Source organism: Nocardia vermiculata NBRC 100427 (assembly GCF_001613265.1).
Lineage (GTDB): Bacteria > Actinomycetota > Actinomycetes > Mycobacteriales > Mycobacteriaceae > Nocardia > Nocardia vermiculata.
This window is the reverse complement of sequence record NZ_BDCA01000023.1, coordinates 77,245-103,797: the sequence shown is the minus strand read 5'-3', so window position 1 is coordinate 103,797 and position 26,553 is coordinate 77,245. Positions and strand designations below refer to the sequence as shown.

Sequence of the window (26,553 nt, the reverse complement as noted above, 5' to 3'; positions counted from 1 at the left end):
GTGTCAGTAACAGGTCAGCGGGGCCAGTGGTTCGGCATGTGGAGTCAGCGCAGCGTAGGCCGCCGCGATCGACTTCACCGCCACGCGCAGGTCGGATTCGGTGTGGGTGAAGGGGATTCGCAGATACCGCTCGTAGGCGCCCTGGACACCGAAGCGGGGCCCGGCGGCCAGCAGGACACCGTGCTTGGGTGCGGTGGCGGCCAACGCGGTGGATACCGGAGCGGGCAGCTGCACCCAGCACGACATGCCGCCGCAGCCGGGACTCACCTTCCAGTCGGGCAGCTCTTCGGCCAGGGCGTCCAGTAGTGCCGCGCGGCGGCTACGTAGTTCGTCCCGGCGCTGCTCCAGAATGGTGTCGGCGTGTTCGAGCAGGTAACCGGTGGCGAGCTGATCCATGACCGGGGTACCGAGGTCGACGGTAGAGCGGGTGCCGAGCAGTTTGGCCAGGAGCGACTGATTGGCGCGGATCCAGCCGACACGGAGTCCGCCCCAGAACGATTTGGATGCCGAGCCGATCGTCACGATCTCCTGCCCGCGGGCGAATGCGGCGACGGGCAACTGTGCTTCGCCGTCGAGTTGTTGATCGACCATGGATTCGTCCACGATCACCGTCATCCGGGTCTCACGTGCAATGGCGGTCAACTCCGCGCGGGCATCGGCGTTCATCAACAGGCCCGTCGGATTGTTGAAGTCGGGCACCAGATAGGCGGTACTGGCCGCGGTTTGCCGTGCGGCACTGCGGATACCGTCGAGATCCCAGGCGTCGCCGGGGTATTCGGGCCGCAACGGCACCGGCACCGGCCGGGCACCGACGTCGCGGATCGCCTCGATGGCGTTGGGGTAGGTGGGATGGTCGATCAGCACCCGCTCGGCCGGTGCGGTGAGCACATTGAGCAACAGCCGAAGTCCGTGCTGTGCACCGAGAGTAACCAGAATCTGGTCCGGTTCGGTGGGTAGGCCGCGTTCGGTGTAGCGGCGGGCGAGCATCTCGCGCAGCGGAAGCACACCTACCGGATCCATACCATGGGTACCCAGATACAGCGGAAGTCCTTCGAGGGCGGCGGAATACGCATCGCTCATCTGCGCCGGCGCGGACATCGCCGCATACGTCAGATCGACCGCGGGCTGGGCGTCCGGCGACATCCCGACCAGAATGCTGCGTGCCGGCTTGGTGCCGTCGTGCACGACATCCGACGGCAGCGCCACCGTACTGCGGGAACCCTGCCTGCTGATCAGATAACCGTGCTCGCGCAACAGTCCGTACGCCGAGGTGACGGTGGTGCGACTGACGTCGAGTGCCGTGGACAGATCGCGTTCGCTGGGCAGTGCGATCCCCAGCGGTGCGCGGCCGTCGTGGATGAGCAGCCTGATGCCCTCGGCCAGCGCCAGATAGGCCGGCCGCGGACCGCGGCGGGTGCTGCCGGATTCCTCCTGCCGCCAGCGACCGAGGTCGCGGGTGAGGGTGGCCGCACTGATTACCCGAATCGCCATAAGGCCAGTATCGAGGTAGTGGCTATTGAATTCAAGTCCAGTTGCGGTCACAGTGGAGCCATGGTTTCCAGTATTGCCGCTCTGTTCCTGGCCGCGGTCGTGCTCGTGGCCGCCTATCGCTACACCGCCGGCCGTGGCCGGCGCGTCGTGCAGCTCTTCGATCGATACCCTCCGCACGCGCCGATGGCGGACTGGTCGTTGCGGGCCGAAGCCCACGATCACCCGGTGCCGACTCCGCTCCGACGGGCCCGGCACGTCGGTGGGCGCCGGCCGCTGCCCGGCTCTGCTGCCTGCACAGCGGTGAGCTGATCAACCTGCTGACGATCAGGACACGGTCCAGTGGCTATAAGTGGACCGGTGACGGCCCTGCGGCCAGTGTCGTGACGGTGCTGTGGCAGCGCGGGCTCGGGCGCGGTCCCGATGTGTCGTACCGCTGGTGCAGACTGAAGGCATGTCCAGCAGTGGTCCGTCCGTACCGTCGTCGGTAGCGGTATCGGTGACCGAGTTCGACACCGCTATCGGCCGGTGTGCGATGGCCTGGACCGGCCGTGGCGTGGTGCGATTCCAGTTGCCCGACGTGGTGGCGGGTTCGAAGGGTGAGCCGGCGCGGTCCGGGGCCGCCGGTGAATTGCCGGAGATCGTCGCCGGAATGCTCGGCCGCGGGGTCGATGAGATCGCTGCCGAGCGGGTGCGGCGGTGCGCACCGGAGGGGGAGATGGCCGCGGCCGTCGCGGCGATTCGCGCACATCTCACCGGAGAGCTGGATGATCTGCGCTCGATCCCGCTGGACTACAGTGCGCAGCCGGAATTCCATCGCAACGTCTACGACATCACTCGCGCCATCGATCCGGGGCGGACCCTCACCTACGGCGAGGTCGCCGCCCGCGCCGGTGCACCGGGTGCAGCCCAGGCCGTTGGACAAGCGCTGGGGCGCAATCCGATTCCGCTGATCGTGCCGTGCCACCGGGTACTGGCTGCCGATCACGGACTGCACGGTTTCTCCGCGCCGGGCGGTGTCGCCACCAAGGCGCGGCTCCTGGAAATCGAACGGACCTCGGGCTTCGGCGAGCCGACCCTGTTCTGAGCGCTATCTCGGGTGCGCTCGCGCGGTCCGATGTATCACGCCCGACCGCGCCGGGAACGTGGGTTGTCGCTCGATCGTCCGCGGCCGTATGCGCGAAGAGTTCGCGGCTCAGATGGCGGTACCGACAGCCGCGCCCGCGACACCGCCGACCACACCACCCACTACGGCACCGGCTGCGGCCGCGGGCAGACCCGTGGCGGCGGCACCGATGGCAGCGCCGGCGATGGTGCCCGCCGGAATCGTCGCGCCCAAACTCGGCACAGCAACCAAAGCGCCAGTGGTGGTACCGATCGCACCACCCACAACACCGCCGACCACGGCGACCGGGATCCCGGCTGCGGCGGCGCCCACGACGGCGCCGGTCGCGGCACCGGCGATGGTCGCACCGGCGATCTTGTCCGAGCGACTGGGGTTGATACCCACGGAATTGAATCCGGTGGCGATCGCGGCCTCGGTATTCGCGGCGGCGGTGTTGACCGTGTTCAGGGTCTCGGCGTCGAGCTGATCCGGTGCGGGAGTGGAGAAATCGCCCATCCGCAGGGTGCGCGGTGGCGGTGCGATCGGGGCCACCGGTTCCACCGGCTGCGGGGCATGCAGGTTCTGGAAGTTCACCGGCGGTGCCGGCTGCTCCGCGTGGGGGATGGCCCGGAAGTTCTCCGGCACAACGTAATCCGGAACGGACGGCAGCACCCGCGGCGGCGGCTTGGGCGCCGTCACACCGGGCTGCACGGAGCCGGGGGAGTGCGAGAAGAGCCGATCCGACGGCTGGGAAACCACACCGGGCTGCACCGTGGTCGAGGTCGGGAGTTCGGGACGCGCGTGGTTCTCGGTACGCGGCGCGGGGTCCGGCTTGTGCGAGGTGCTCGGCGGATTACTCCGGTCGGCGGTGGTCGGAGACTCGCTGGATTCGGATCCGGCGGCGGTGCTCTGGTCACTCGAGTTGGAACAGGCCGTCACGAGCGCCAGTGGAATGGTTCCGATCACCAACGCTCGTCGCGCCGTGCGGAATTGCTGTATCCGGTGTCGACCCGCCACCTGTGAATACACCACCTTGCTGTGCGCCGTTAAGCGATCCCCCGAATGTGGTGAGATCCCCCAGTGGCCGGGGCGGCCACCCAACCAGAAGCTATCGCCCGCCAAAAGGTTTCGCAAATCGACACAAGTATGGTTGTTCGTTCGCCGATCTACAGGGCAGAACCCATGCCGCCACCGACAGCGGCACCGGCCCCGCCGCCCGCGACACCGCCCGCGACCGCCGCCGGAATTCCGACCGCGGCAGCACCCGCCGCACCACCGACGGCCGCGCCGATCAGGGCGCTACCGGCGGCACCGCCGGCGATATCGATCAGTGCGAGCCCCGGGGCGACGGCGACACCCAGCGTGCCGACCGCGGCGCCGACACCTGCCCCCACACCGGCGCCCACCACGGCACCGGGAACCGCACCCACGACAGCCATCGGGACACCCGCGGCGGTCGCACCGACGACCGCGCCGGTCGCGGCGCCCGCGATGGTGCCCCCGGCGATCTTGTCCGAGCGGCTGGGATCGATACCGATGGAGTTGAATCCGGTGGCGATCGCGGCCTCTGTCCCGGCGGCCACCGTGTTCACCGTGTCGAGCGCGTCGTCCGGAAGCTCGTCCGGTGCGGGAGCGACGAAATCACCCATCCGCAGCGTGCGCGGCGGCGGTGCGATCGGGGCCACCGGCGCCACCGGCTCCGGTGCATGCAGCTGCCGGAACTCGACCGGGGGCGCCGGTTCCTGCGGCGCGGGGATCGCCCGGTAGTGCCGCGGGACGGCGTAGTCCGGCAGTGCCCGCAGCAGCGGTCCCGTGGCATCGGGACGCGCCTGGCTCGGCACCTGCGGCTCCGGTGGGGTGGTCACGCCGGGCTGGACCGGGCCGGTGGGCCGCACGACCGCATGTCCGGGGAGTTGGGCCACCCCGGGCTGCACCGAGATGTAGGGCGCCGCCGGCTGCGGGGCGAGATGCTCCGCTTCGGGTGCGGACGGTCGCGCGGTGCCCGGACGGCCCGGGGTGCCGGGCCGGGGCGAGTCGGACGATGCCTGGGGGAATGCGCCGGTGCGGCCGTCGGCCGGTCGGTGGACGACGAGCAGGCCGAACAGGCGATCGCCAAGGCCAACGGGATGGTTCCGAGTGCGATGGCGCGCCGCGGCGCACCGAACCTTTGCTTGCGACCGGACACCTCGAACACCACCTCGAACAGCTCTGTGCAGCAGATCCCCCGTGCCTCGGCAGAATCCCCCGGGCGGCCGGGACGGCCGCGCTCGAGCAGAATAACTGTCAGATAACTATCGATCGCAAATCGATGTGATCTTATGCACAGGCCATCGATTACCGCTGTTTGCCTTGTGGTGGCTCGCCGCCCATCAGTGCGGCCAGCGCTTCGCGGTCGGTGACGTCGAGCTTCATACAGGCGCGGTAGAGGTGGCCCTCCACCGTCCGGATCGAGACCGTCAGGCGGTCCGCGATCTGCCGATTGCTGAGCCCGGCCGCAACCAGGTTCGCGATCTCGCGTTCCCGTGCGGTGAGCGGAAGTGGTTGTGCCGATTGGCGAAGTGCCGGCGTGCTCGCCCCGCCACACGCCGCGGCCAGCCGGTTGGCAGTGGCCGCCGACTCCAGCAGCCGCCGTCTATCACCGCGCCGTTCGTGCGCGGAGGCAGCCTGCGCGGCGGCATCCGCGGCGGACAGCAATACCCCCATCTGCTCGAATTCCGTTGCGGCGGTATCCAGCCCGGGCCCGTCCTGGGATGCCACCGCTACCGCATGCCGGGACTGCACCTGGACCAGGGCGCCGTCGATCCGGGCGGCGAGATCGGCGAGCCGTCCGGCGACGGTGCGATCACCGAAGCGGGCAGCGGTGTGCAGGGCCAGCGCCTCGACCGCATGCTGACGGGAGCGGGCGGCGGCATCCGCGGCCCCGATGGCCAACCGGATCGCAGGTCCGACAGTGCCTTCGGCGGCCGCCTGCCAGGCCCGCGCGATCTCGAGCTGAGGTTCGTACACGGCGATATGCCGGCCGCCACGCGCCCGCGCCTCGGTGATGGTTTCGGCAGCGTCCGCGGCGCGCCCCAGCGCCGCATACGCCTCGGCCAGACGGATACGCGCGGGAAACATCCACGCCGCGGCACCTTCGGCGGTCAGCGCCGCGAGCGCTTGCTCCAGGTTCTCCACACCGTCCGCGAAATGTCCCTGGGCGACATCCACGGTGCCCTGCAGGATCTTCGACAGTCCCCAGGCCAGGTACTGTCCCGGCGCCGAATATCCGAAATACCCGCCGGCGCACCGGCGGGCCGCATCCAGATCACCGGTGAAGGTGTGCGCCAGCACTTCCGCGTGCGCGGACATGAACCGGGTCGGCCCGTCGACCTGCCGCTCTACCTGGTGGCCGCGCAGCGTGTATTGACGAGCGGCCTCGCTGCGGCCCATGAGCGCCAGGGTCAGCCCGCCACCGAACGAGGCCCACCACACCGCCCACGCCGGCGCATCGGGTGTGGACATTACCTGCTCGGCATCCAGAAATGCCTGCTCCAAAAGGTTTTCGTTCACTTCGCAGGCCGAGGCGAGGCCCTGCAGGGTGAGCATGCTCTTGGGGTGAGTGACCTTGCCGCGGACCAATTCCAGAACCTCGTCGGCCCGGTCGGCATCACCCATGGCCCACAACAGATTCGACACGCGGGTGCTGCCCCAGCGGGTGAGCTGCACCTCGTTCAGCTCGTCGGGGTCGAACCCGGCGAGGGTGCGTTCGGCCTCGATGCGATGGCCCTGCCACAGCAGCGCGCGAGCCAGCAGATCGGCTGATTCCACCCCGCCGCGCCGCTCCACGGCCGCGCGGGCGAACCGCTCACCGAGGGGAATGTTCGCCAGGCCGATGGCATCGGCCGCGGCCGCCTCGAACAGTTCCAGGTCCGCGGATTTGTCACTGTCCAAGGCCAATTCGGCGAGCCGGATGCGATCGGAAGCAGATTTGATGGGTCGTTCGCGTAACGACGAATACAGCCGGCCCCGTAATCGGCGCGCCGAAGCGATGCCGAGCCGCCGCCGAATCACCTCGCCGAACAGTGGATGGTTGTAGCGCACCAACAGCTGGTGACCGTTCTCCACAATCCGCACCACACCGCGGGTTTCGGCCTGCTCGACGGCATCTTCACCGGTCAGTTCGGCAAGCACGTCCAGATCGATCGGCTCGCAGAAGGTGAGCAGTTCCAGCACCCGCAGCACCGACTCCGGCAGCTGCTCGACGCGATCCTCCAGCAGCGCCGCCAATTCCGAGGTGACCGCCGCCCGGCCGCGTAACTGCCACACGCCGTTCACCTGCCGCAGCGTCTCCGCTTCCAGAGCGCCTTCCACCAGATGTCGTAGGAACAGGGCGTTGCCGCCCGAGGACTCCCACATCAGATTGGCGGTGAACCCCTCCAGCTGACCTCCGAGCATGTTCTCGACCAGCTCCACACTCTGTGACCCGCTGAACGGCCGCAGATCGATGCGCAGTAGATGCCCGTCCTTCCACAGTGAGGTCACCGCATCCGGGACCTGCACTCCACTGCGCACGGTGCACACGATCCGCGCAGCCTTGTCGATGGCCAGTTGCAGCAGCAGCGTGGCCGAGAGCTGATCGAGCAGGTGCGCATCGTCGACACCGATGATGGTGTCCCCATCGGCCAGCAGTTCCTCGCGAGCGGCGGCCATGAACGTCACCGGATCGTGCGCGGTGTACACGCCGACCATATGCGCGAAAACCCCCAGCGGAATACTGCGCGCGGATTCGGTCCCCGCCACCCACCGCACGTTCCCGCCCACTGCCGCGGTCGCCTGTCTGGCCAGGGTCGTCTTACCCACACCGGCATCGCCGGTCAAAATCACGCCGACGAATTCCGTGCCGGTCAACGCAGCACGAATCGACTCCAATTCGCTACCACGCTCGACCATCGGCCAGTTCCTAGCCATGAAAATACTGTAGTGCCTACTGATCGCGCCCGGGACGGCGGCGAAGGACATACGGCCACAACCGGATCCAGCAAGTATGCCGAAATGCTATTGCCGATGAGCGGAAACCGGTCGCCGAACAGGGCTTTACGTGCGGGTGGTCGGCCAGGTCAGGGGGTCCGGCCAGGTTCCCCAGGCTCCGTCGCCGCGCGATCGGGTGTGACCGCGATGGTGGCGGCATCGGCGGGCGCTGCGGGGGTGGCGGGTTCGGCGGTAGCCCCCGTTCGGAAAGGGAACGCCGCTGCGACAGTGGTGGCGTCGGCGGGGGAGAGCGCGGTCGACGGGGTGGCTATCGACGTCTGCACCGCCTCGGGCCCTGCCGCCGGCGAACCTTCGGGGGCTGCCGAACCCCGTAGCCCGGAGCCAGGGGCCGACGGTTCGGGCGCTGCGGTACCCGGCACCGGAGACGCGTACCCGGCCGCCGAACCGGGTGGTGGTACTGCGGCGCCGGCCGGGAACGGGGTATCGGGCGTGCCGAACTGCGTAGTCGCGGGCACAGGTTCCCCCGCAGGGGTGGACGAAGGTGCCCCTGCCGCTGGGGTCGATCCCGCCGGGGCCTGGAATGCCGCCTCGTCGAGGGGTCCGGCCTGCTGTGGTGCGGCGAACGGCTGCGGTTGGGCCGCGTATCCGGCATGCACAGCCGGCGATGCGGGGTGTCCGGCTACCTGCTGCATCTGAGCGAACTGTTGAGGTTGGTTCGGGTAGCCGACCTGGACCACAGGCTGTGGGATGGCCGGCTGCCCGTGAGGAGTGTGCGGCCACTGTGTTTGAGCCGTGCCGGGCGCCTGCTGTGGGCCGGGGAAGTAGGCGGGCGGTTGTGGACGGGCTACGGCTTGGTTGGATTCCGGGGATCGGGCCGGAAGCAAGAGCGTGACTATGGCAACGATGACGAGAATGGCGGCGATGATGGTGAGCACCGTGAAGTCCGTGAGCATTCCGCCGAGACCCACGGTGTCGACCTCACCGAACAATGTAAGGAAAACGTGTAGGAACGTGACTCCCGCGCTGAGCGATATGAGCGTCCGGCCTGGGCCCGATTGCGCTCCTCGTGTCAGGAGCATGACTGTGCCCACGATGCCTGCGACGGCGCCCAGTCCGAGCGGAATCAGATATTGGTATAGAGCGGTCCACCAGAAAGTGGTGCCACTGAGAAAGAGCTCCGCCACGCTTATCACAGCGGCCAGAGTCACCGCGATGGCTGAGGTGAGCTCAGTTCCGGAGCGCTTCCCTTCGGGGTGCGCGCCGACGGGCTGTAAATATGGTTGTCCCCAAGGCGTTACAGGCTGTGCATTCGCCCACGCCTGCCCTGGATTCGCTGCACCGGGCTGTCCCGGCGTTGCCGACTGTGGTGCCGCACCGGGCTGCGCTCCTGCATGTGGTGCCGCGCCGGGCTGTTCTCCAGACTGTGCACCCCAAGCCGCTCCAGGACCCTGTGGCAATACTGCACCCCACTGCGCCCCCGGAACCTGTTGTGGCGCCGGGCTCCACGGTGTCCCCGGCTGACCCGGGATCCCGGGTTGCGCACCCGGTCCTGAAACAGGTTGTGGCGCAGGCTGTATACCCGGATACGGATTCGCCATCGGTCGGACTACCCCCCCAATTCGACTTGCTGTCAGGTCTTTCGCGCGCCTGCCTGGGACAACCAGGCATCGCGCGCCTCAGCATCGTACGATGCCGCCGCCGCGCATGCTGGTTCGGCGGTCTGTTGCCTCATGCACGAGCTGTGGGGCGTGACCGGACTCGTGCCCGGTCACGCCCGCCGGCTCAGTTCGCCCACACCTCGTCGATCGGGGTGGCGGTCTCGGGCGGCGGGGTGGGGGTTCCGCCCTGGGTGCGGGAGAAGCGGGGGGCGGGGGCGTGCTGGACGACCCCTTCGATCTCGACCAGCGATTCACGCGCGACGAGGTGCTCGTTGGCGGTGGCCTCGGTGAAGTTGAGGACCGGGGTGGTGCAGGCGTCGGTGCCGTCGAAGATCGCGGTCCACTCGTCGCGGGTCTTGGTCTTGAACTTCTCGGTGAACAGCTTGCGGAGCTGGTCCTGGCCGGCCGGGTCGAGCTGGTGCGGCAAGCCCTCGGGGTCGATGTCGAGGCCCTTCAGCAGTTCGGCGTAGAACTGCGGTTCGATGCAGCCGACGGCCATGTACTTGCCGTCGGAGGTCTCGTAGGTGTCGTAGAAGGCCATGCCGGTGTCGAGCAGGTTGGTGCCGCGCTCGTCGGTCCACAGGCCCATGCCGCGCATACCCCAGATCATGTGCGACAGCGACAGCGCGCCGTCGACCATCGCGGAGTCGATGACCTGGCCCTTACCGGAGATGGACCGTTCCACGAGCGCCGACAGCACGCCCATCACCAGGAACATGGAGCCGCCGCCGAAATCACCGACCATGTTCAGTGGCGGTACCGGGCGTTCGCCCTTGCGGCCGATGGCGTTCAGCACGCCGGTCAGCGAGATGTAGTTGATGTCGTGTCCGGCCCGTTCGGCCATCGGCCCGTGCTGGCCCCAGCCGGTCATACGGCCGTAGACCAGCCGTGGGTTGCGTTCGAGTGCGGTGTCGGGGCCCAGGCCCATGCGTTCGGTGACGCCGGGCCGGAAGCCCTCGAGCAGCACATCGGCCTTCTCGACCAGCCCGAGTACCTTCTCGATATCGGCGGGGTCCTTGAGGTTGGCTTCCACGATGGTGCGGCCACGCCACTGCGGGCGTTCCATCACGCCCGGGAACATGCCGGCCCGCTGCACGCGCACCACGTCGGCGCCCAGATCGGCCAGCAGCAGTGCCGCGTGCGGGCCGGGCCCGATCCCGGCCAGCTCAACAACCTTGATGCCCGCGAGTGGTCCCTTGCCGGTGGATGAAGTGCTCACGCCCTACCTCGGTTCGTCGTCGATCCTGCGACCGGCGGCGCGCGCCGGTGTTGACACTACGACAATAAGCCCCGGATGTGATCCGCGGCATCCGGGGAGGTTATTCGATGATCCGCAGTGGGCGGGTCCGGTCGGGCGGTTGCGGAAGCTCGGAGCGGTGCAGGCGCAATGTCGGGGATTCGACCCGCGGAATGGGCAGGGTAGGCGCCGGATCGTCGGAGGATCGCGACTTCACCGGCAGCCGGTAGCAGGCGCGCGCATTGTCCTCGAGCACCCGATACATATCCGGTCCGACGGCCCGGCCGATGATCTCGATGTCCGCGTCCCGGAACGGCCGCCCCGCACGATTCCCGGGCAGATCCGAGCCGAACATGAGCGCACCGGGATTCACCGCGTGCACCCGTCGCATCGACCTCTCCACATCCATCGACACCCGGCCGAAACCGGACGCTTTCACCCGGGCGCCGCGGTCCACCAGATTCAGCAGATAGGGCAGGCAGTCGTCGGACATGCCCATATGGTCGATGGTGAGTGCGGGCAGTTTGGAGATCACCGGTTCCAGCGAGCCCAGCATGGATCCGTCGATATAAAGCTCGACATGCCAGCCGGCCAGTTCGTAGGCGCGCACCGCCTGCATGGTGAGCGTGACGATGTCGACGGCTGCGCGCTTGAGATTGAATCGGATACCTCGCACCCCGGCCCGATCCAGTTCGAGGATGCGTTCGTCGGTCACATCGGCCGGCAGATTGATCACGCCGACCCAGTTCTCACCGAGTTCGGCCAGTGCCGCGGTCAGATAGGTGGAATCGGTGCCCTGGAAGGAGGCACTCACCACCGCACCACCGTCGACATCGAAGCGTGCCATGCGCTTTCGATAGTCGCCGATGGTGTACGGCTTCGGGAGGTATCCCTGGTTCTCGACCAGCGGATACCTCGGATCGATGATGTGAACGTGTGAATCGAACACGTGACCAGCATGCCTCAGTTCGCGGACGAAGGCGGACTTCTAGACCTTGTTCGGCTCGCTCGCGCGCAGCATGTCCTCGCGCTCGACGACCTTGACGCGCTCGCGACCCTCCGGCTCACCGAGGGAACGCTCGTGCGCGTCGAGGCGGTACCAGCCCGCCCAGGTGGTGAACGGGATGCCCTTGTCCTCGAGGAATTTCACCACGGCCTCCGGATCCGGCTCGGCGGCCGGGGTGAAGGCGGAGGCGTCGTCGAGCAGGCACGCGATGGTTTCGTTGGCGTCGCCCTTGGTGTGGCCGATCAGGCCGACCGGGCCGCGCTTGATCCAGCCGGTGACGTAGGTCTGCGGCAGGAAGCGCTCGGCGGGGGTGTCGGCGGAGTCGTTCAGCAGCACGCGCCCGGCCTCGTTGGGAACGGTCCCGGCCTGCTCGTCGAACGGCAGCGCGGGGATGTTCTGCGACAGGTAGCCGACGGCGCGATAGATGGCCTGGACGTCCCAGTCCTTGTGGTTCCCGGTGCCCTTGACGTTGCCGGTGCCGTCGAGCGTGGTGCGCTCGGTGCGCAGACCGGCCACCTTGCCGTCGGCGCCCAGCACCTCGGCGGGCGATTCGAAGAAGTGCAGGAACAGCTTGTGCTGCCGGTCGCCCACGTCGCGGATGGCCCACTGCTCGAGGGTGTTGCAGACCATGTCGACCTGCTTGGAGTTGCGGCGCGCCGCCTCCGAGCCCTCGTCGTAATCGATGTCCTCGGGATCCACGATCACCTCGATATTCGGCGAGTGATCGAGTTCGCGCAGCTCCAGCGGAGTGAACTTGGCCTGGGCGGGGCCGCGGCGGCCGAAGACGTGCACCTCGAGCGCCTTGTTCTGCTTGAGGCCCTCGTAGACGTTCGGCGGGATCTCGGTCGGCAGCAGTTCGTCGCCGGTCTTGGCGAGGACTCGCGCCACGTCGAGCGCCACATTGCCGACGCCGAGGACGGCGACCTTCTCGGCGTCCAGCGGCCATTCGCGCGGCACATCCGGATGCCCGTCGTACCAGGAGACGAAGTCCGCGGCGCCGTAGCTGCCGTCCAGGTCGATACCGGGAACGCCGAGGACGCGGTCGGCGTTGGCGCCGGTGGAGAAGATCACCGCGTCGTAGAACCGGCGCAGATCGTCGAGATCGATATCCGTGCCGTAGTCGATGTTGCCGAGCAGGCGCACCTGCGGCTTGTCGAGCACCTTGTGCAGAGCGGTGATGATGCCCTTGATGCGCGGATGGTCCGGCGCGACGCCGTAACGAATGAGGCCGAACGGCGCGGGCATGCGTTCGTAGAGGTCGATGCTCGCCTCCACGTCCGACTTCATCAGTGCGTCCGCGGCGTAGATACCGGCCGGGCCTGCGCCGACGATCGCAATGCGCAGCGGGCGGTCGCCGCCATTCGTTCCAGCGTGTTCGGTCATTCTTACGCGCACCCTTTGGTCGAAAGCTCTCGTCTGTGGTCTCAGCCGTCCTTCTTAGCTTAGGCTAAGTTGACGTGCGGGCCCCAGGCCCCGGTCCGGATATTCTCACGCTGTCGCGGCATCGTTGCCGCGCGGAAATGCCGGATCCGCGCGCGAGACATGACCGGATTCCTGCCGATTCTATCGGTGACGCACCTCTCGGATATTCCCGGTATCCGCCGGAAAATGCGGGCGTGATCTCCGACACTTCGGGCTGGGGTGAAGGATCGAGCCTATGAGTGACAGTGATCCGGCTACCCCGGGCGACGATCCGGCTATCCCGATCGATCAGCGTGAAGCCCCACGATCGGCGAAACCGTTCCTGATCGCGGTCGTGATCGCGGTGATCGCGATCGTCGCGGTGGTGGTACTCGCGCTGACCCGACCGGCTGCGAGCAATGTCACAGCTGCCGACCGGATCGCCGTGGCCGCTCAGAGCTTCGCCGCTGCCAGAAGCGATTCCGACCCCGAGCGGCGCGCGAGCACCGAATGCGCGGCCTTCGACGAACAGAAGTCGCCACTCGGCCCGGACGCGCTCGGTAAGAAGGTGGAGATCGCCGGCGTCGACGCGGTCGAGGTGCACGGCGAGCGCGCGACGGCCTCGGTGACCAGCAATATCGATGGGCACGGGACGGTCGCGAACTGGACCCTGACCCAGGAGAACGGTCGCTGGACGGTGTGTAATACCCCCTGAAACGGCTCCGGTTGTCGTTTGACAATTCGGCCTGTGACCAGGCATTCTCGGTGCAGGTCATGAGTACCAGCGTCAAGCCCCGGCTCGCTGGTCGGCAACCCTCTTTCGCGGTGGGGTGCTCCGGGTGACGACCTGGCCGTGGTCCGACCGGACACGGCAAGTGCGAATTCTGTAGGAGGTTCAAGTGAGCTACGCCGGTGACATCACGCCTGGGCAGGCGTGGGAGCTGTTGCGGGACAATCCGGATGCGGTCCTGGTGGACGTCCGCACCGAAGCCGAATGGCGATTCGTCGGAGTACCCGACACCACCTCGATCGACCGGCCGACCGCACTCATCGAATGGGTGGATTTTCACGGCGCACCCAATGCCGAATTCATCGGACAGCTGCAGCAGGTGCTGGCCGACCGCGGCGGTGACAGCGACGCACCGGTGATCTTCCTGTGCCGGTCCGGTCAGCGTTCCATCGGTGCGGCCACCGCCGCGACCGGTGCCGGTTACGCCCCCGCCTACAACGTGCTGGAGGGCTTCGAGGGACCGCTGGACGGCGACGGCCACCGCGGTGCGGCCGGCTGGCGCGCCCTGGGACTGCCGTGGCGGCAGTCGTGAGCCGATCCGTTGTGAGCCAGTTGTTTACGTGTAATCGGGCGTGTGTCCCGGTGAACCCGGTCGGCCGGGGCGATGGGAGGCAGTCATGATTACCGGCGGTGCGTTCGAGCGGCCGTTACCCGAGGGCGTGGGCCCGGCGACACTCGGTGTGCGCGGCGGCATCCGGCGCTCGGGCTTCGAGGAAACCTCCGAGGCGCTGTACCTGAACTCCGGCTTCGTCTACGAGAGCGCCGAAGCGGCCGAGGCCGCCTTCACCGGCGAGATCGAGCACTTCGTCTACTCCCGCTACGGCAATCCCACGGTCGCGATGTTCGAGGAACGCATGCGGCTGCTCGACGGCGCCGAGGCGTGTTTCGCCACCGCCAGCGGCATGTCCGCGGTGTTCACGGCCCTGGCCGCGCTGCTGGGCAAAGGGGACCGGCTGGTCGCCGCGCGCAGCCTGTTCGGCTCCTGTTTCGTGGTGTGCAACGAGATCCTGCCGCGCTGGGGTGTGGAAACCGTCTTCGTCGACGGTGAGGATCTCGAGCAGTGGGAGCAGGCGCTGTCGCAGCCGACCACCGCGGTCTTCTTCGAAACCCCCTCCAACCCGATGCAGACCCTCGTCGACGTGCGCAAGGTGAGTGAACTCGCCCATGCCGCGGGCGCGAAGGTGGTGCTGGACAACGTCTTCGCCACCCCACTGCTGCAGCGCAGCCTCGACCTCGGCGCCGATGTCATCGTCTACTCGGGCACCAAGCACATCGACGGCCAGGGCCGAGTGCTGGGCGGCGCGATCCTGGGCACCTCGGACTACATTCAGGGCCCGGTCAAGAATCTGATGCGCCACACCGGACCGGCACTGAGCCCGTTCAACGCCTGGACGCTGCTCAAGGGGCTGGAGACCATGCCGCTACGGGTGCGTCAGTCCACGCAGTCGGCGCTGACGATCGCGCAGTTCCTGGAGCAGCATCCGGGAGTGGCGTGGACGAAATACCCGTTCCTCACCTCACATCCGCAGTACGACCTGGCGACCTCGCAGATGTCGGGCGGCGGCACCGTGGTCACCTTCGAGCTGGCCGCCGACCCGGGGGAAGGCAAGAAGCGCGCGTTCGAGGTGCTGAACCGGCTGCGGATCGTCGACATTTCCAACAACCTCGGCGATGCCAAGACCCTGATCACGCATCCGGCCACCACCACGCACCGTGCGATGGGGCCGGAAGGCCGTGCGGCCGTGGGAATCACCGACGGCGTGCTGCGCATCTCCATCGGCCTCGAGGATATCGAGGACCTGCTCGGAGATCTGGAGCAGGCGCTCGGCTGAGCCACCTGTTCACCCGGCGAACGGATTCTCGGTGCGTCCCACCAGATCCGCCACCGAGTCGATGACCACCGTCGGGCTGTAGGGGTAGGCGTCCATCGACGCGCGGGTGGAGATCCCCGACGTCACCAGCACGGTGCGCATTCCGGCCTCGAGCCCGGCGATGACATCGGTGTCCATCCGGTCCCCGATCATCACCGCGGACTGGGAATGCGCACCGATGCGCCGCAGCGCCGAACGCATCATCAACGGGTTCGGTTTACCCACGTAGTACGGGTCGCGGCCGGTCGCCCGGGTGATCAGTGCCGCAACCGATCCCGTCGCGGGCAGCAGGCCCTCGCGCGACGGGCCGGTGGCGTCCGGGTTGGTGGCGATGAACCGGGCACCGCGCTCCACCAGCCGGATCGCGGTGGTGATCGCCTCGAACGAATAGGTGCGCGTCTCACCCAGCACCACGTAATCGGGGTCGCTGTCGGTGAGGACGTAGCCGATTTCGTGCAGTGCCGTGGTGAGCCCCGATTCGCCCACCACATAAGCGGTTCCGCCCGGACGCTGCTCGTTGAGGAAGGTCGCGGTGGCCGTCGCCGAGGTCCAGATCGAGGCGGCCGGGATATCGAGTCCGATGCGGCGCAGGCGGGCCTGCAGATCGCGCGGGGTCCGGATGGAGTTGTTGGTGAGGACCAGGTAGGGGATTTCTCGTTGGGCGAGTTCCGCCAGGAAGTCGTCGGCGCCCGGGATCAGGTGGTCCTCGTGCACGAGTACACCGTCCATATCGGTCAGATAGGACAGGATCGGTTCGTTGTCGGAAGTCACCAGCCAATTGTGAGCTATCGGGTGTATTGATAGGTGGCGACCGCTGGATGAGGCTCCGCACACGCGTGGCGAACCGGCTGTGGTTATGGTCGGAGGGCGATCGCAGCCCACCCGGTGTGGAATTCGCAGCCCGCTGCGGTGTGGAATTCCGGACACCGGGCCGGCGCTGCACTCGGTCGACGTGGGGCGTCTCCCCCGGGAGCGGCCCTGCACAGGCAGGCACGTGACGGCGAACAGGAGTGGCGCAGTGAGTTCTCTCAAGCTCGGGTACAAGGCGTCGGCAGAACAATTCGGACCTCGGGAGCTGGTGGAGCTCGGCGTCCTGGTCGAAGAGCACGGGCTCGACAGCGCGACCGTCAGCGACCACTTCCAGCCGTGGCGGCATCAGGGCGGGCACGCCCCGTTCTCGCTGGCCTGGATGACCGCGGTCGGTGAGCGCACCTCCCGTATTCAGCTCGGCACCTCCGTGCTGACCCCCACCTTCCGCTACAACCCCGCGGTGATCGCCCAGGCGTTCGCCACCATGGGCCTGCTGTACCCGGAACGGGTCATGCTGGGCGTGGGCACCGGTGAGGCACTCAACGAGATCGCCACCGGATACAAGGGGGACTGGCCGGAGTTCAAGGAACGCTTCGCCCGGCTGCGTGAGTCGGTGGAGCTGATGCGGGCGCTGTGGACCGGCGAACGCGTCGATTTCGAGGGCCAGTACTACAACACCGTCGGCGCCTCCATCTACGACGCCCCGCCGGCCGGCATCCCGGTCCACATCGCCGCGGGCGGCCCGGTCGTCGCGCGCTACGCCGGACGCGCCGGTGACGGTTTCATCTGCACCTCCGGTAAGGGTATGGAGCTCTATACCGAGAAGCTGATGCCCGCCGTGCAGGAAGGTGCGGAGAAGGTCGGCCGCAACCTCGACGATATCGACCGGATGATCGAGATCAAGATCTCCTACGACACCGATCCGGACAAGGCACTGGAGAACACCCGCTTCTGGGCCCCGCTGTCGCTGACCCCGGAACAGAAGCACTCCATCACCGACCCGATCGAGATGGAAGCCGCCGCCGACGCCCTGCCGATCGAGCAGATCGCCAAGCGCTGGATCGTCGCCAGCGATCCCGACCAGGCCGTCGAGCAGATCAAGCCCTACCTGGACGCCGGCCTCAACCACCTGGTCTTCCACGCCCCCGGTCACGACCAGCGCCGCTTCCTGGACCTGTTCGCCCGCGACCTGGCGCCGCGGTTGCGCGCACTGTAATTCGCGCTCGTTTTCGGGAACCACCACGTCCGCCCGGGCCACATCGGTCCGGGCGGACGTGTGCTGTCGCCACCGGTGAAACGCGCAACCGAGCCCTGACTCCGGTCAGACGCGAGTGAGGGCGAAGATGCGCAGGTCGCGGGTGGTGCGGTCGCGGTACGCGGCGTATGCCTCGGTGGTTTCGATGAAGCGGTCGTACACCTGCTGCTTGTGCTCGGCGTCGTCGAGCCGCCGCGCTCGCACCGGAATATGTTGCCCCGCAATGGTCACCGACGCTTCCGCATGCGCCAGCAGGTTGGCGGTCCACGCCGGATGATGCGCCTGCCCGAAATTACTACCGACCACATACAGCGTGTCTCCGTCGTGCACATACAGCAGCGGCGAGGTCCGCGGCTGCCCCGACTTACGCCCGGTAGTGGTCAGCAGAATGATCGGCACCCCGATCGGCCCCAGCACGGTGTATCGAGCATCGGTGCGCTGCAACAGCTTTCGATCCAGCGGAGTCAACGTCCGCACCACCGCAGAACCGATCCGAGTCGCCGCGAAAGCACTCGCCGTACGCCCGAGCACCCCGGTCCGCGAACCCCACTGCCGGTTCGGAAATTGCGCTGTCATGGGGGAATTGTAGGCAGGTGTATGCGCCCCCTACCGCAGCCCGCGGAACCCGACCGGCACAGGTCCTGTCGGTACCCGGCGCTACGGTCCACGCTATGCCATCGACCCCACATGAAGTGGTCATCGATATGTTCACGGACCGGCCGGCTCTGGTGGCCTGGCTCCTTTCTGCGCTCGGCTACGAGCTACCCGACTACGAGACGGTGGAACCCCAATCGGAGCGGGCGGCGGTGGTAGCACCCACCGAGTACTACGCCGACGCGGTCCTGGCATTCCGGCGCGGCGGTCGGTCGGTGCTGGCGGTCGTGGTGGAGGTACAACGGCGGCCCGATCCGGATAAGCCGTGGGCTTGGCCCGTGTATACGTCGTCTCTACGTGCGCGTATGAAATGTCCGGTGATACTGCTGGTGGTATGCACCGACGCACGGACCGCCAAGTGGGCGGCCAAGCCGCTGGACTTCGGTTTCGGCAACCCGCCGACCACGTTCACCCCGATGGTGTTGGACCCGTCGGCGGTCCCGGTGGTCACAGATCCGGAGGTTGCCGCCGAACTGCCGGAGCTGGCCGTATTGTCCGCAATTGCCCATCCGCGCCACCCCGAGCACATCCAGATCTGGTCGGCACTGGCCGTCGGCTTTCGGACCCTCGGAGACGATCCTGCCCTGCGATACCATGACTTCATCCTGACGATGCTGCCGCGCGCTGTTCGTCCTGCTTGGGAGGCTTTTATGTCCACCGGTCTGCACGACTACAACTTCACCAGCGATTTCGCGCGCAAGTACCTCGCGGAAGGCGAAGCGAAAGGCGAAGCCAGGTCGATCCTGACCGTCCTGGACGCCCGCGGGATCGAAGTACCCGACGAGGTACGCGACACCGTCATGTCGTGCGAGGACCTGGATCAACTACAGAAGTGGTTGCGCCACTCTTTGGAGATCAATCAGGCCCGCGATTTGCTGGACTGAAGATTACGGTCCAAATATCCGTCCGATGACCTTCACACGGGGAGCCCGCACGACCGGTCCGCTGGACCGGAACTATGCGTTTGGCTCTGCCCCGTAGCAGTCGTCGAACGGTCCTATAGTGCCGAGCGCGCGGTGGCTGCGAACTCGTATCCGGCGTGCCAATCCGAATCCGCGGGCGGTGCGATGAGGTGCTCGACGCCGGCGGCAGCGTAGGCGGCGAGGGTGTCGGTGGCCTGCGCGAGATCGGCCGGCAGTTGGGTGATCACAGATACCGTGGGTGCGGGGCGATCGTAGGTCTCGGCGAATTCGGTCAGTTGCTTTCTCGCGGAGCTCGCCTCGTCCGGGGTGAGTCCGATCGCGAGCCAGCTCCCGGCGAATTCTGCCGCGCGGCGCATGGCGCGAGGCCCGTTGCCCGCCACGAGGATCGGCGGCACAGCAGATCCCGGTGCGAGCGTCACCTCGGTCCCGTCCGGCAATGTCGCGGCCCGTCCCGAGATCAGGTCGGGAAGGACCCGAAGCGAATTATCGGTATCGCGCCCACGTTTGTCGAACGGCAAACCCGCTGCCCGCCAGGCGATATCGCCGTGCACCGGATTCCCGGTTCCCACCCCGAGCAGTAGCCGATCACCCGAGGTGTACTGCAGCGAGCTGATCTGCTTGGCAGCCCACGCCGCCGGCCGCAACGCGAGCAGCATGACCCCGTACCCGATCCCGATCCGCTCGGTCACCGCTGCCGCGGTCGCCAAGGTGACGGTGCTGTCCACCATCGGTGCACTGGGTACCAGATGATCGGTAGCCCACACCACATCCAGCCCCACCTCCTCGGCGAACCGAGCGGCGCCGGCGACATCCCCGAGGATCGGGTGTTCGGGATCGGGCGTTGAGGTCGGAAGGAAGGTACCCAGCTGCATGGGGGTGGGAGCGCCGGTGCACGGCCGATTATTCCTGGCCGCGAGTTCGCGGTCGGTGCACTGCTGCCACCACAATGTCGGACCACTCGCGGATATCGCCGTCTGGATGGATCGAGGACGCGCTCTGAGGCCGAAGTCGCTAGGTTTCGGTCATGGGCTCGGAGCGATTCTCAGGATCGAAATACGGTGTCGTCAGCGGCCAACGGCTGATCAATGTGCACGAACGAGTCGTGGCGGGTTCGCTGGACCTCTCGTCGGAACTGCTCGAGGGCATCCTTGAGCCGGAAACGTCGGTGTGGCCGTTCGATCTTCGCCGATTGGAATTGGACCGTGGATTGGAGCCGGGCAGTACCGGTGGTCACGGTCCGGTGCGCTACACCGTGGTGGAGCACGAGGTCGGTCGGCGGGTCAGGTTCGCGTTCACCCGCGAGGCTCCGATTGCGGGGTGGCACGAATTCGTGATCGGCGACGTACCGGGACAGGGCGTGCGTTGGCGCCACGAACTTCTTATCGACCCGGTCGATCAGTGGATCCGCGAACAAATCGAGCCGAGCCATGACGCGCTCGTCGAAGTCCTCTTCGATCGGCTGGAGTTGCGCCTCGCGGTCCGGCAGTAGAAACGCACGGTGATGCCCGTCACTTCCTATAGGTGCGATCGATCACGTTCCCCGGCTCACTAAGCTCGTCCTCATGTCCCAGAGTTCACCCTCCACCGTGTACGTCGCATCGCTCGAAGGTGATACCGGTAAGTCCACGGTGGCCTTGGGGATGTTGCAGATGTTGTCGGCGACGACGCCTCGGGTGGGGGTGTTCCGGCCGATCACGCGGTCCAACGATGGGCGGGACTACATTCTCGAGCTGCTGGTGGAGTACTGCACGGCCGATATCGACTACGAGCAGGCGGCGGGGGTTACCTACGAGCAGGTGCATGCCGATCCGGATTCGGCGATCAGTGAGATCGTGATGCGGTTTCACGAGGTCGCGAAGGTGTGCGATGCGGTGGTGATCGTGGGCAGCGACTACACCGATGTCGCGGGGCCCAGCGAGTTGCGCTACAACGCGCGGATCGCGGTGAATCTCGGTGCGCCGGTGCTGCTGGTGTTGCGGGGTGCCGGGCGCAGTCCGGAGCAGGTCGCTCAGGTGGCTCGGGTGTGCGAGGCGGAGTTGGAGCTCGAGCACACGCGGGCGGCGGCGGTGATCGTGAACCGGTGCGATCCGGAACGGCTCGAGGATGTGCGGGCCGCGATGGGGGTGCTGGACTGCCCGTCCTGGACGCTGCCCGAGGTGCCGTTGCTGACCGCGCCGACGATGAGTGAACTGTGCCAGGCCATCGACGGCACCGTGTACTCCGGTGATCCGGAGCTGCTGCAGCGTGAGGCTCTGTCGGTGATGGTCGGCGGGATGACGGCCGAGCACATTCTGGAGCGGCTCACCGAGGGAGTCGCGGTGATCGCACCGGGTGACCGTTCGGACGTGCTGTTGTCGTTGGTGAATGCCCATGAGGCACAGGGGTTCCCGTCGCTGTCGGGGATCATCATGAACGGTGGTCTGCTGCCGAATCCGGCGATCGCCCGGCTGATGGAGGGGCTGAAACCGAAGCTGCCCATCCTGACCACGCACTTGGGCACCTTCGATACCGCGAGCGCCGCCGCCGATACCCGCGGACGGGTGTCGCTGAGCAGTATCCGCAAGATCGATACCGCGCTGGCGTTGATGGAGCAGCGGGTCGAGGCCCGGAGGCTGCTCGAACTCATCGAGGTGCCGGTGCCGTCGGTGGTCACCCCGCAGATGTTCGAATATCAGCTGGTGGAGCGGGCCCGGGCGGATCCGCGCCGGATCGTGCTGCCCGAGGGGGACGACGACCGGATCCTGCGCGCCGCCAGCCGGGTCCTGCAGCGCAAGATCGCGAAGCTGACCATTCTCGGCGACGAAGCGACGGTGCGGGCCCGCGCGGCGGAACTGGGGCTCGATATCGAGGCCGCCGAGGTGCTCGACCCGCGCACCAGTGAGCTGCGTGCGGAGTTCGCTGCGGAATTCGCGCGGCTGCGCGCACACAAGGGGATGACCGTCGAGCGGGCCCGCGAGGTGATGACCGATATCTCGTACTTCGGCACCATGATGGTGCATCGCGGCATCGCCGACGGCATGGTCTCCGGTGCGGCGCACACCACCGCGCACACGATCCGCCCGTCGTTCGAGATCATCAAGACCGAGCCAGGTGTCTCCACGGTGTCGAGTGTGTTCCTGATGTGTCTGGCCGACCGGGTGCTGGCCTACGGCGACTGCGCGGTGGTGCCGGATCCGACCGCCGAACAACTCGCCGATATCGCGATCTCCTCCGCGCGCACCGCCGACCAGTTCGGGATCGACCCGCGGGTGGCGATGCTGTCGTATTCCACCGGTGAATCCGGTAGCGGCGCCGACGTCGACAAGGTGCGTACCGCAACCGAACTGGTACACGAGCGGGCCGCGCAACTGCCGGTGGAGGGGCCGATCCAGTACGACGCGGCGATCGAACCGACCGTTGCCAGTGCGAAACTGCCCAATTCCGAGGTGGCCGGGCGCGCAACGGTGTTCATCTTCCCCGACCTCAACACCGGTAACAACACCTACAAGGCCGTGCAGCGCAGCGCGGGCGCGGTGGCGATCGGGCCGGTGCTGCAGGGACTCAACAAGCCGGTCAACGATCTGTCGCGCGGAGCTCTCGTCGCCGACATCGTGAACACCGTGGCGATTACGGCGATCCAGGCGCAGGCGCAGCAGCGCCCGCGCGCAACCCAGGAGGGCTGATGCAGGTACTGGTGATCAACTCGGGGTCCTCCTCGATCAAATATCAACTGCTGAACCCGGTCTCGGCCACGGTCATGGCGTCGGGGCTGGTGTCGCGGATCGGTGAGGAACTGCCGGACGATACCGTTACCATCGAACATCACAGTGACGGAAAGCAATTCGACCACACCGGGACGATCGCCGACCACGCCGAAGGGCTCCGGGCAGTATTCGGACTGTTCGAACGCAGCGGGCACGATCTGACCGGTGCCCACCTGTCCGCGGTGGGCCATCGGGTGGTGCACGGCGGTGAGGTCTTCTACGAGCCCACCCTCATCACCGACGAAGTGGTGGCAGCCATCGATGCGCTGTCGATGCTGGCTCCGCTGCACAATCCGGCCAATGTCACCGGGATCCGCTCCGCGCGCGAGATGCTGCCCGACGTGCCGCAGGTCGCGGTGTTCGACACCGCCTTCTTCCACGGCCTGCCCGATGCCGCCAAGACCTACGCCATCGACGCCGAGATCGCCGCGGCACACGGTGTGCGCCGCTACGGCTTTCACGGCACCTCGCACGAATACGTTTCCGGGCGGGTGTCGCAGCTGCTCGGCGGTGATCCGGCCACCCACAACCAGATCGTGCTGCACCTGGGTAACGGTGCCTCGGCCTCGGCGATCCGGGGTGGCCGCGCCATCGACACCAGTATGGGCCTCACCCCGCTGGAGGGCCTGGTGATGGGCACCCGATCCGGCGATATCGACCCGGGTATCGCCATGCATCTGGCCCGCACCGCCGGCCTGAATGTGGACGGCATCGACGAACTGCTGAACCGGAACTCCGGCATCAAGGGGATGAGCGGGGTCAACGACTTCCGGGCGCTCTTCGCCAAGATCGATGCCGGCGACCGGGCCGCGCGCCTGGCCTACGACGTCTATATTCACCGGCTCCGTCACTACATCGGCGCCTATATGGTCGATCTCGGCCGGGTGGACGCGATCACCTTCACCGCCGGCGTGGGGGAGAACAGTGCACCGGTGCGCATCGATGCGCTGGCCGGATTGCAGCGTTTCGGAATCGAGGTGGATCAGACCGCCAACAATGCGAAATCGCAGGAGGCACGGTTCATCTCGACACCGGACTCCGCGGTGAAGGTGTTGGTGGTGCCGACCGACGAGGAATTGGCCATCGCGCGCGCTGCCACGGCACTGGTGCGCTGAACGGTCAGAACCAGCTCTTGGCGCGGGTCGCGTTCGCCAGATCGATCAGGTCGTAGCGGTGGGCGCGCCCGGGTGCGGTGCGCGCCAGCGTGCGTAGGCCGCGTTCGATTCCGCGGCGCAGACCGCGCTCGCTGAATCCCTTGCCGAACAGGTCGCGGCGGCGCGGCGCGTGTCCGGCCTGCAGCCAGGCCAGGGCGCTGCCGAGGACCAGAACACGCAGTTGAGCGACGCGGTGTTCGGTCACCGGCAGCTGTTGTAATCGTGCCGCGGTCACATGCAGCACCTGCTCGTCGAGTTCGCCGGCCGGGCGCGCGGTCAGCAGGAGCAGCACCGCGGTGAGCCGGGCCTCGGTGAAGTGGCGGGAGGTGGCGGGGACCTCGTCCAGGGCCCGCACCGCCTCGTCCACCCGGCCGTCGGCGACGAGCTGGCGGGCCAGCCCGAAGGCCGCACTCACCACGCTGCGATCGGTGCGCCAGACGGTGGTGTAGAACTTCTCCGCATAGTCGCGCCACTGACTCGGATCCGATGAATCCCAGTGTTGCAGTACCAGTTCGGCGGTGGCGGCGAGGGCGAGTTTGGGGGCGATCTCGCCGGGCAGCGCCGACAGCACCTCGTCGAACCGTTCGTAGGCGTGCTCGTAGTCGCGTTGGTGCAGCGCTATCAGGCCCAGGAACCAGTCCGTGCGCCAATCGTGGTCCTCCAGCCGTTCCAGGGTGGCGCGGGCCGCGAGCGGGTCGCGGAGTTCGAGCTGGATTCGCACCTCGGCCAGCAGGCTCTCGGTGGCGAAGTTCTCCGGCGTGTGATCGGGCGCGGCTTCGGCCCGCTGTCGTGCGGTACGGACCGAGTCCAATGCGTGGGCAGGTTCGGAGTGCACGGTGCCGGCCAGCAGCCGTGCCGACGGGTCGGTGGGATCGAGCAGCGGCACCGGCAGCGCCTCGGCGATATCGATGGCCTCGAGGGTGGTGTCGCGGACGATACCGTCGGTGTATACGTCGGTCTGTCCGACCATTTCGTCCGTGCCGAAGCTGGTACGGGGCGGACTGAACAGCGTCGACAGATGCGGATGCTCGGTCCCCGATTCGGTGGCGAGGATTTCGCGCAGCACGCCGGAGAGCTGTTCGGTCATCAGCTGGGCGGTCGGGAAGCGGTGTCGCGGTTCGGGATCGGTCGCGGTGAGCAGCAGCCGGTGCAGGAATTCGTAGCGGGCCAGGACCGGTTCCTGTTCGGGCAGCGGCAATCCGTCGCGGTAACGGCCGGCGTGCATCGGCATATTCACCGTCAGGACGGCGAGGGTGCGGCCGACGGTGTAGATGTCGGTGGCCGCGGTGGGGCCGGTTTCGGCGATTTCCGGTGCCTGGAACCCTTTGGTGCCGTACAGATTCCCGTACGAGTCGAACGGTGCGGTGGCGCCCAGGTCGATCAGTTTCACCTGGTCCTCGGTGACCATGATGTTGTCGGGTTTGAGGTCGTTGTAGGCCAGCTCGATCGAATGCAGATACTCCAGCGCGGGCAGGATCTCGATGATGTACGCCAGTGCCTCGGGCACCGGCATCCGTTCCGGATGTGAATGGGTGTCGAGCACGGTGCGCAGGGACCGCCCGCCGACGTACTCCATCACGATGTAGCCGATCGGCGTCCCGTCCGGATTCGGATGCTCGACGAAGTTGTGGATCTTCACGATGCTCGGATGCGCCAGCTCGGCCAGGTACTGGCGTTCGGCAACGGCCACGGCCTGCGCTTCGGCATCGCCACCGTGCAGCAGTCCCTTCAGCACCACCCAGCGATCGCTCACATTGCGGTCTATGGCCAGATAGATCCAGCCCAGACCGCCGTGCGCGATACAGCCCTGAATCTCGTACTGTTCCGCGATCAGATCTCCCGCCCGCAGATAGGGGCGGAAATCGTAAGGCGCGGCGCAGTTCTCACAGACACCGACGGGTGCGGCCGCCTGCCGGGGTGTGCTGCGCCCGACCGGGCGTCCGCACCGCCAGCAGTAGCGCCGGCCTTCGGCGACCACCGGATCGGTCAGGACGGCGGTGAGCGGATCCATCGGCGGCACAATGGGGATCGGCACCAAGCCGGCGCCGAGGCGGCGAGTGGTGGGCCGTGTCCGCACCGTGCGACCGCTGCGACCGCTGGGCCGGCTCGGTTCGGAAAGCTGTGCGGGCGCGGAGTCCTCGGGCCCCGCGAATTCCGCTGCCGAGGTTTCCGGCCCGGCAGTACCCGTGGTGGCGGTGCCGGGCCCCACGAATCCTGCTGCGGTGGTTTCCGGTCCTGCGGCGTGCGTCGTCGCGGTGCCGGGCCCGGCGAATCCTGTCGCGGAGGTTTCGGGTCCCGGTGCTTCCGTTGTCGCGGTGCCCGTCCCCGTGAATTCGGTGGCGGACGTCGGCAGTGGTGCGCGCTGGGTGCCGACCGGCTCGATACCGGCCCGCGCATGCGGTTGCGTCACTTCCTCGTCCGCGCCGGTGACCGGGGTGAGCTCCGTCGGCTGGTCCTCGGGTTCGGAAGGGTAGAGCTGTTCGGACATGG

The 26,553-nt window shown here is 67.4% G+C and carries 22 protein-coding genes and 1 riboswitch; of the genes, 10 read left to right on the top strand and 12 right to left on the bottom strand.

Features of this window, described 5'->3' with window-relative positions; genetic code table 11:
* Positions 1-3: 3 nt before the first annotated feature.
* Positions 4-1,491, bottom strand: a complete 1,488-nt coding sequence (gene yczR, locus NV2_RS22900) for a MocR-like transcription factor YczR (protein WP_067878108.1) — start codon at positions 1,489-1,491, stop codon at positions 4-6.
* A gap of 60 nt (positions 1,492-1,551) precedes the next feature.
* Between yczR and NV2_RS22895 the strand changes: the two genes are divergently transcribed.
* Together NV2_RS22895 and NV2_RS22890 are read left to right on the top strand one after the other, a co-directional pair.
* On the top strand, positions 1,552-1,800 hold the full coding sequence (locus NV2_RS22895) for a hypothetical protein (protein ID WP_067878105.1): 249 nt from the start codon (positions 1,552-1,554) through the stop codon (positions 1,798-1,800).
* 142 nt (positions 1,801-1,942) lie between these two features.
* A complete protein-coding gene (locus NV2_RS22890; RefSeq protein WP_067878103.1) occupies positions 1,943-2,575 on the top strand; it encodes a methylated-DNA--[protein]-cysteine S-methyltransferase in 633 nt (210 codons plus the stop codon).
* A 108-nt stretch (positions 2,576-2,683) separates the two neighbouring features.
* Here NV2_RS22890 and NV2_RS22885 read toward each other — a convergent pair whose 3' ends face one another.
* The 7 genes from NV2_RS22885 to NV2_RS22855 form a co-directional block, all read right to left on the bottom strand.
* Positions 2,684-3,559 carry a hypothetical protein gene (locus NV2_RS22885; protein ID WP_210749510.1) on the bottom strand — a complete coding sequence of 292 codons (876 nt, stop codon included), beginning with the start codon at positions 3,557-3,559 and terminating at the stop codon, positions 2,684-2,686.
* Positions 3,560-3,759: 200 nt separating this feature from the next.
* Entirely contained in the window at positions 3,760-4,515 is a 756-nt protein-coding gene (locus tag NV2_RS22880; protein ID WP_067878097.1) for a hypothetical protein, read from the bottom strand.
* 412 nt (positions 4,516-4,927) lie between these two features.
* Positions 4,928-7,540 carry a helix-turn-helix transcriptional regulator gene (locus NV2_RS22875; RefSeq protein ID WP_067878180.1) on the bottom strand — a complete coding sequence of 871 codons (2,613 nt, stop codon included), beginning with the start codon at positions 7,538-7,540 and terminating at the stop codon, positions 4,928-4,930.
* A 149-nt stretch (positions 7,541-7,689) separates the two neighbouring features.
* Positions 7,690-8,514 carry a hypothetical protein gene (locus tag NV2_RS31505; protein WP_157103032.1) on the bottom strand — a complete coding sequence of 275 codons (825 nt, stop codon included), beginning with the start codon at positions 8,512-8,514 and terminating at the stop codon, positions 7,690-7,692.
* An 829-nt stretch (positions 8,515-9,343) separates the two neighbouring features.
* Positions 9,344-10,438, bottom strand: a complete 1,095-nt coding sequence (locus NV2_RS22865) for a CaiB/BaiF CoA transferase family protein (RefSeq protein ID WP_067878093.1) — start codon at positions 10,436-10,438, stop codon at positions 9,344-9,346.
* A 100-nt stretch (positions 10,439-10,538) separates the two neighbouring features.
* Positions 10,539-11,405 (bottom strand): amidohydrolase family protein, encoded by an 867-nt coding sequence (locus NV2_RS22860; protein ID WP_067878090.1) that lies wholly within the window; start codon positions 11,403-11,405, stop codon positions 10,539-10,541.
* 39 nt (positions 11,406-11,444) lie between these two features.
* Positions 11,445-12,845 (bottom strand): FAD-dependent oxidoreductase, encoded by a 1,401-nt coding sequence (locus NV2_RS22855; RefSeq protein ID WP_067878087.1) that lies wholly within the window; start codon positions 12,843-12,845, stop codon positions 11,445-11,447.
* A 274-nt stretch (positions 12,846-13,119) separates the two neighbouring features.
* Here NV2_RS22855 and NV2_RS22850 point away from each other — a divergent pair, with 274 nt between their 5' ends.
* The 3 genes from NV2_RS22850 (at position 13,120) to NV2_RS22840 (ending at position 15,485) form a co-directional block, all read left to right on the top strand.
* Entirely contained in the window at positions 13,120-13,578 is a 459-nt protein-coding gene (locus tag NV2_RS22850) for an Rv0361 family membrane protein (protein ID WP_067878084.1), read from the top strand.
* A gap of 55 nt (positions 13,579-13,633) precedes the next feature.
* Positions 13,634-13,747: riboswitch (SAM riboswitch) on the top strand.
* 15 nt (positions 13,748-13,762) lie between these two features.
* On the top strand, positions 13,763-14,185 hold the full coding sequence (locus tag NV2_RS22845; RefSeq protein ID WP_067878081.1) for a rhodanese-like domain-containing protein: 423 nt from the start codon (positions 13,763-13,765) through the stop codon (positions 14,183-14,185).
* Between the two features lie 85 nt (positions 14,186-14,270).
* Positions 14,271-15,485 carry an O-succinylhomoserine sulfhydrylase gene (locus tag NV2_RS22840; RefSeq protein ID WP_067878079.1) on the top strand — a complete coding sequence of 405 codons (1,215 nt, stop codon included), beginning with the start codon at positions 14,271-14,273 and terminating at the stop codon, positions 15,483-15,485.
* Positions 15,486-15,494: 9 nt separating this feature from the next.
* On the opposite strand, the gene NV2_RS22835 is transcribed toward NV2_RS22840, so the two are convergent.
* Positions 15,495-16,253, bottom strand: a complete 759-nt coding sequence (locus NV2_RS22835) for an HAD-IIA family hydrolase (protein WP_067878177.1) — start codon at positions 16,251-16,253, stop codon at positions 15,495-15,497.
* A gap of 289 nt (positions 16,254-16,542) precedes the next feature.
* Between NV2_RS22835 and fgd the strand changes: the two genes are divergently transcribed.
* Complete coding sequence (gene fgd / locus NV2_RS22830; protein ID WP_067878077.1) at positions 16,543-17,550, top strand: glucose-6-phosphate dehydrogenase (coenzyme-F420); 1,008 nt, start codon at positions 16,543-16,545, stop codon at positions 17,548-17,550.
* A 105-nt stretch (positions 17,551-17,655) separates the two neighbouring features.
* Here fgd and NV2_RS22825 read toward each other — a convergent pair whose 3' ends face one another.
* Positions 17,656-18,165 (bottom strand): nitroreductase/quinone reductase family protein, encoded by a 510-nt coding sequence (locus NV2_RS22825; RefSeq protein ID WP_067878075.1) that lies wholly within the window; start codon positions 18,163-18,165, stop codon positions 17,656-17,658.
* A gap of 95 nt (positions 18,166-18,260) precedes the next feature.
* On the opposite strand from NV2_RS22825, the gene NV2_RS22820 reads away from it, so the two are divergent.
* A complete protein-coding gene (locus tag NV2_RS22820; protein WP_157103031.1) occupies positions 18,261-19,127 on the top strand; it encodes a hypothetical protein in 867 nt (288 codons plus the stop codon).
* 113 nt (positions 19,128-19,240) lie between these two features.
* On the opposite strand, the gene NV2_RS22815 is transcribed toward NV2_RS22820, so the two are convergent.
* Positions 19,241-20,038, bottom strand: a complete 798-nt coding sequence (locus NV2_RS22815; RefSeq protein WP_067878072.1) for an LLM class flavin-dependent oxidoreductase — start codon at positions 20,036-20,038, stop codon at positions 19,241-19,243.
* 152 nt (positions 20,039-20,190) lie between these two features.
* Between NV2_RS22815 and NV2_RS22810 the strand changes: the two genes are divergently transcribed.
* The 3 genes from NV2_RS22810 (at position 20,191) to NV2_RS22800 (ending at position 24,024) form a co-directional block, all read left to right on the top strand.
* The gene (locus tag NV2_RS22810) at positions 20,191-20,655 is read left to right on the top strand and encodes a hypothetical protein (protein ID WP_067878070.1); all 465 of its coding nucleotides are present in this window, start codon (positions 20,191-20,193) and stop codon (positions 20,653-20,655) included.
* 73 nt (positions 20,656-20,728) lie between these two features.
* Entirely contained in the window at positions 20,729-22,828 is a 2,100-nt protein-coding gene (gene pta, locus NV2_RS22805) for a phosphate acetyltransferase (RefSeq protein WP_067878068.1), read from the top strand.
* On the top strand, positions 22,828-24,024 hold the full coding sequence (locus NV2_RS22800) for an acetate kinase (RefSeq protein ID WP_067878065.1): 1,197 nt from the start codon (positions 22,828-22,830) through the stop codon (positions 24,022-24,024). The genes pta and NV2_RS22800 overlap by 1 nt, the downstream gene beginning before the upstream one ends.
* 4 nt (positions 24,025-24,028) lie before the next feature.
* Here the strand turns inward: NV2_RS22800 and NV2_RS22795 are convergent, their stop codons facing one another.
* Positions 24,029-26,551 carry a serine/threonine-protein kinase gene (locus NV2_RS22795; RefSeq protein ID WP_084475300.1) on the bottom strand — a complete coding sequence of 841 codons (2,523 nt, stop codon included), beginning with the start codon at positions 26,549-26,551 and terminating at the stop codon, positions 24,029-24,031.
* Positions 26,552-26,553 lie beyond the last annotated feature (2 nt).

What these genes read in the sequence shown, in the direction of transcription:
- pta (WP_067878068.1), top strand. Translation starts at nt 20,729, where the DNA reads ATGTCCCAGAGTTCACCCTCCACCGTGTACGTCGCATCGCTCGAAGGT.
- NV2_RS22850 (WP_067878084.1), top strand. Translation starts at nt 13,120, where the DNA reads ATGAGTGACAGTGATCCGGCTACCCCGGGCGACGATCCGGCTATCCCG.
- NV2_RS22795 (WP_084475300.1), bottom strand. Translation starts at nt 26,551, where the DNA reads ATGTCCGAACAGCTCTACCCTTCCGAACCCGAGGACCAGCCGACGGAG.
- yczR (WP_067878108.1), bottom strand. Translation starts at nt 1,491, where the DNA reads ATGGCGATTCGGGTAATCAGTGCGGCCACCCTCACCCGCGACCTCGGT.
- NV2_RS22815 (WP_067878072.1), bottom strand. Translation starts at nt 20,038, where the DNA reads ATGCAGCTGGGTACCTTCCTTCCGACCTCAACGCCCGATCCCGAACAC.
- NV2_RS22835 (WP_067878177.1), bottom strand. Translation starts at nt 16,253, where the DNA reads ATGGACGGTGTACTCGTGCACGAGGACCACCTGATCCCGGGCGCCGAC.
- NV2_RS22810 (WP_067878070.1), top strand. Translation starts at nt 20,191, where the DNA reads ATGGGCTCGGAGCGATTCTCAGGATCGAAATACGGTGTCGTCAGCGGC.
- NV2_RS31505 (WP_157103032.1), bottom strand. Translation starts at nt 8,514, where the DNA reads ATGCTCACGGACTTCACGGTGCTCACCATCATCGCCGCCATTCTCGTC.
- NV2_RS22855 (WP_067878087.1), bottom strand. Translation starts at nt 12,845, where the DNA reads ATGACCGAACACGCTGGAACGAATGGCGGCGACCGCCCGCTGCGCATT.
- NV2_RS22840 (WP_067878079.1), top strand. Translation starts at nt 14,271, where the DNA reads ATGATTACCGGCGGTGCGTTCGAGCGGCCGTTACCCGAGGGCGTGGGC.
- NV2_RS22895 (WP_067878105.1), top strand. Translation starts at nt 1,552, where the DNA reads ATGGTTTCCAGTATTGCCGCTCTGTTCCTGGCCGCGGTCGTGCTCGTG.
- NV2_RS22820 (WP_157103031.1), top strand. Translation starts at nt 18,261, where the DNA reads ATGCCATCGACCCCACATGAAGTGGTCATCGATATGTTCACGGACCGG.
- NV2_RS22890 (WP_067878103.1), top strand. Translation starts at nt 1,943, where the DNA reads ATGTCCAGCAGTGGTCCGTCCGTACCGTCGTCGGTAGCGGTATCGGTG.
- NV2_RS22875 (WP_067878180.1), bottom strand. Translation starts at nt 7,540, where the DNA reads ATGGCTAGGAACTGGCCGATGGTCGAGCGTGGTAGCGAATTGGAGTCG.
- NV2_RS22825 (WP_067878075.1), bottom strand. Translation starts at nt 18,165, where the DNA reads ATGACAGCGCAATTTCCGAACCGGCAGTGGGGTTCGCGGACCGGGGTG.
- NV2_RS22800 (WP_067878065.1), top strand. Translation starts at nt 22,828, where the DNA reads ATGCAGGTACTGGTGATCAACTCGGGGTCCTCCTCGATCAAATATCAA.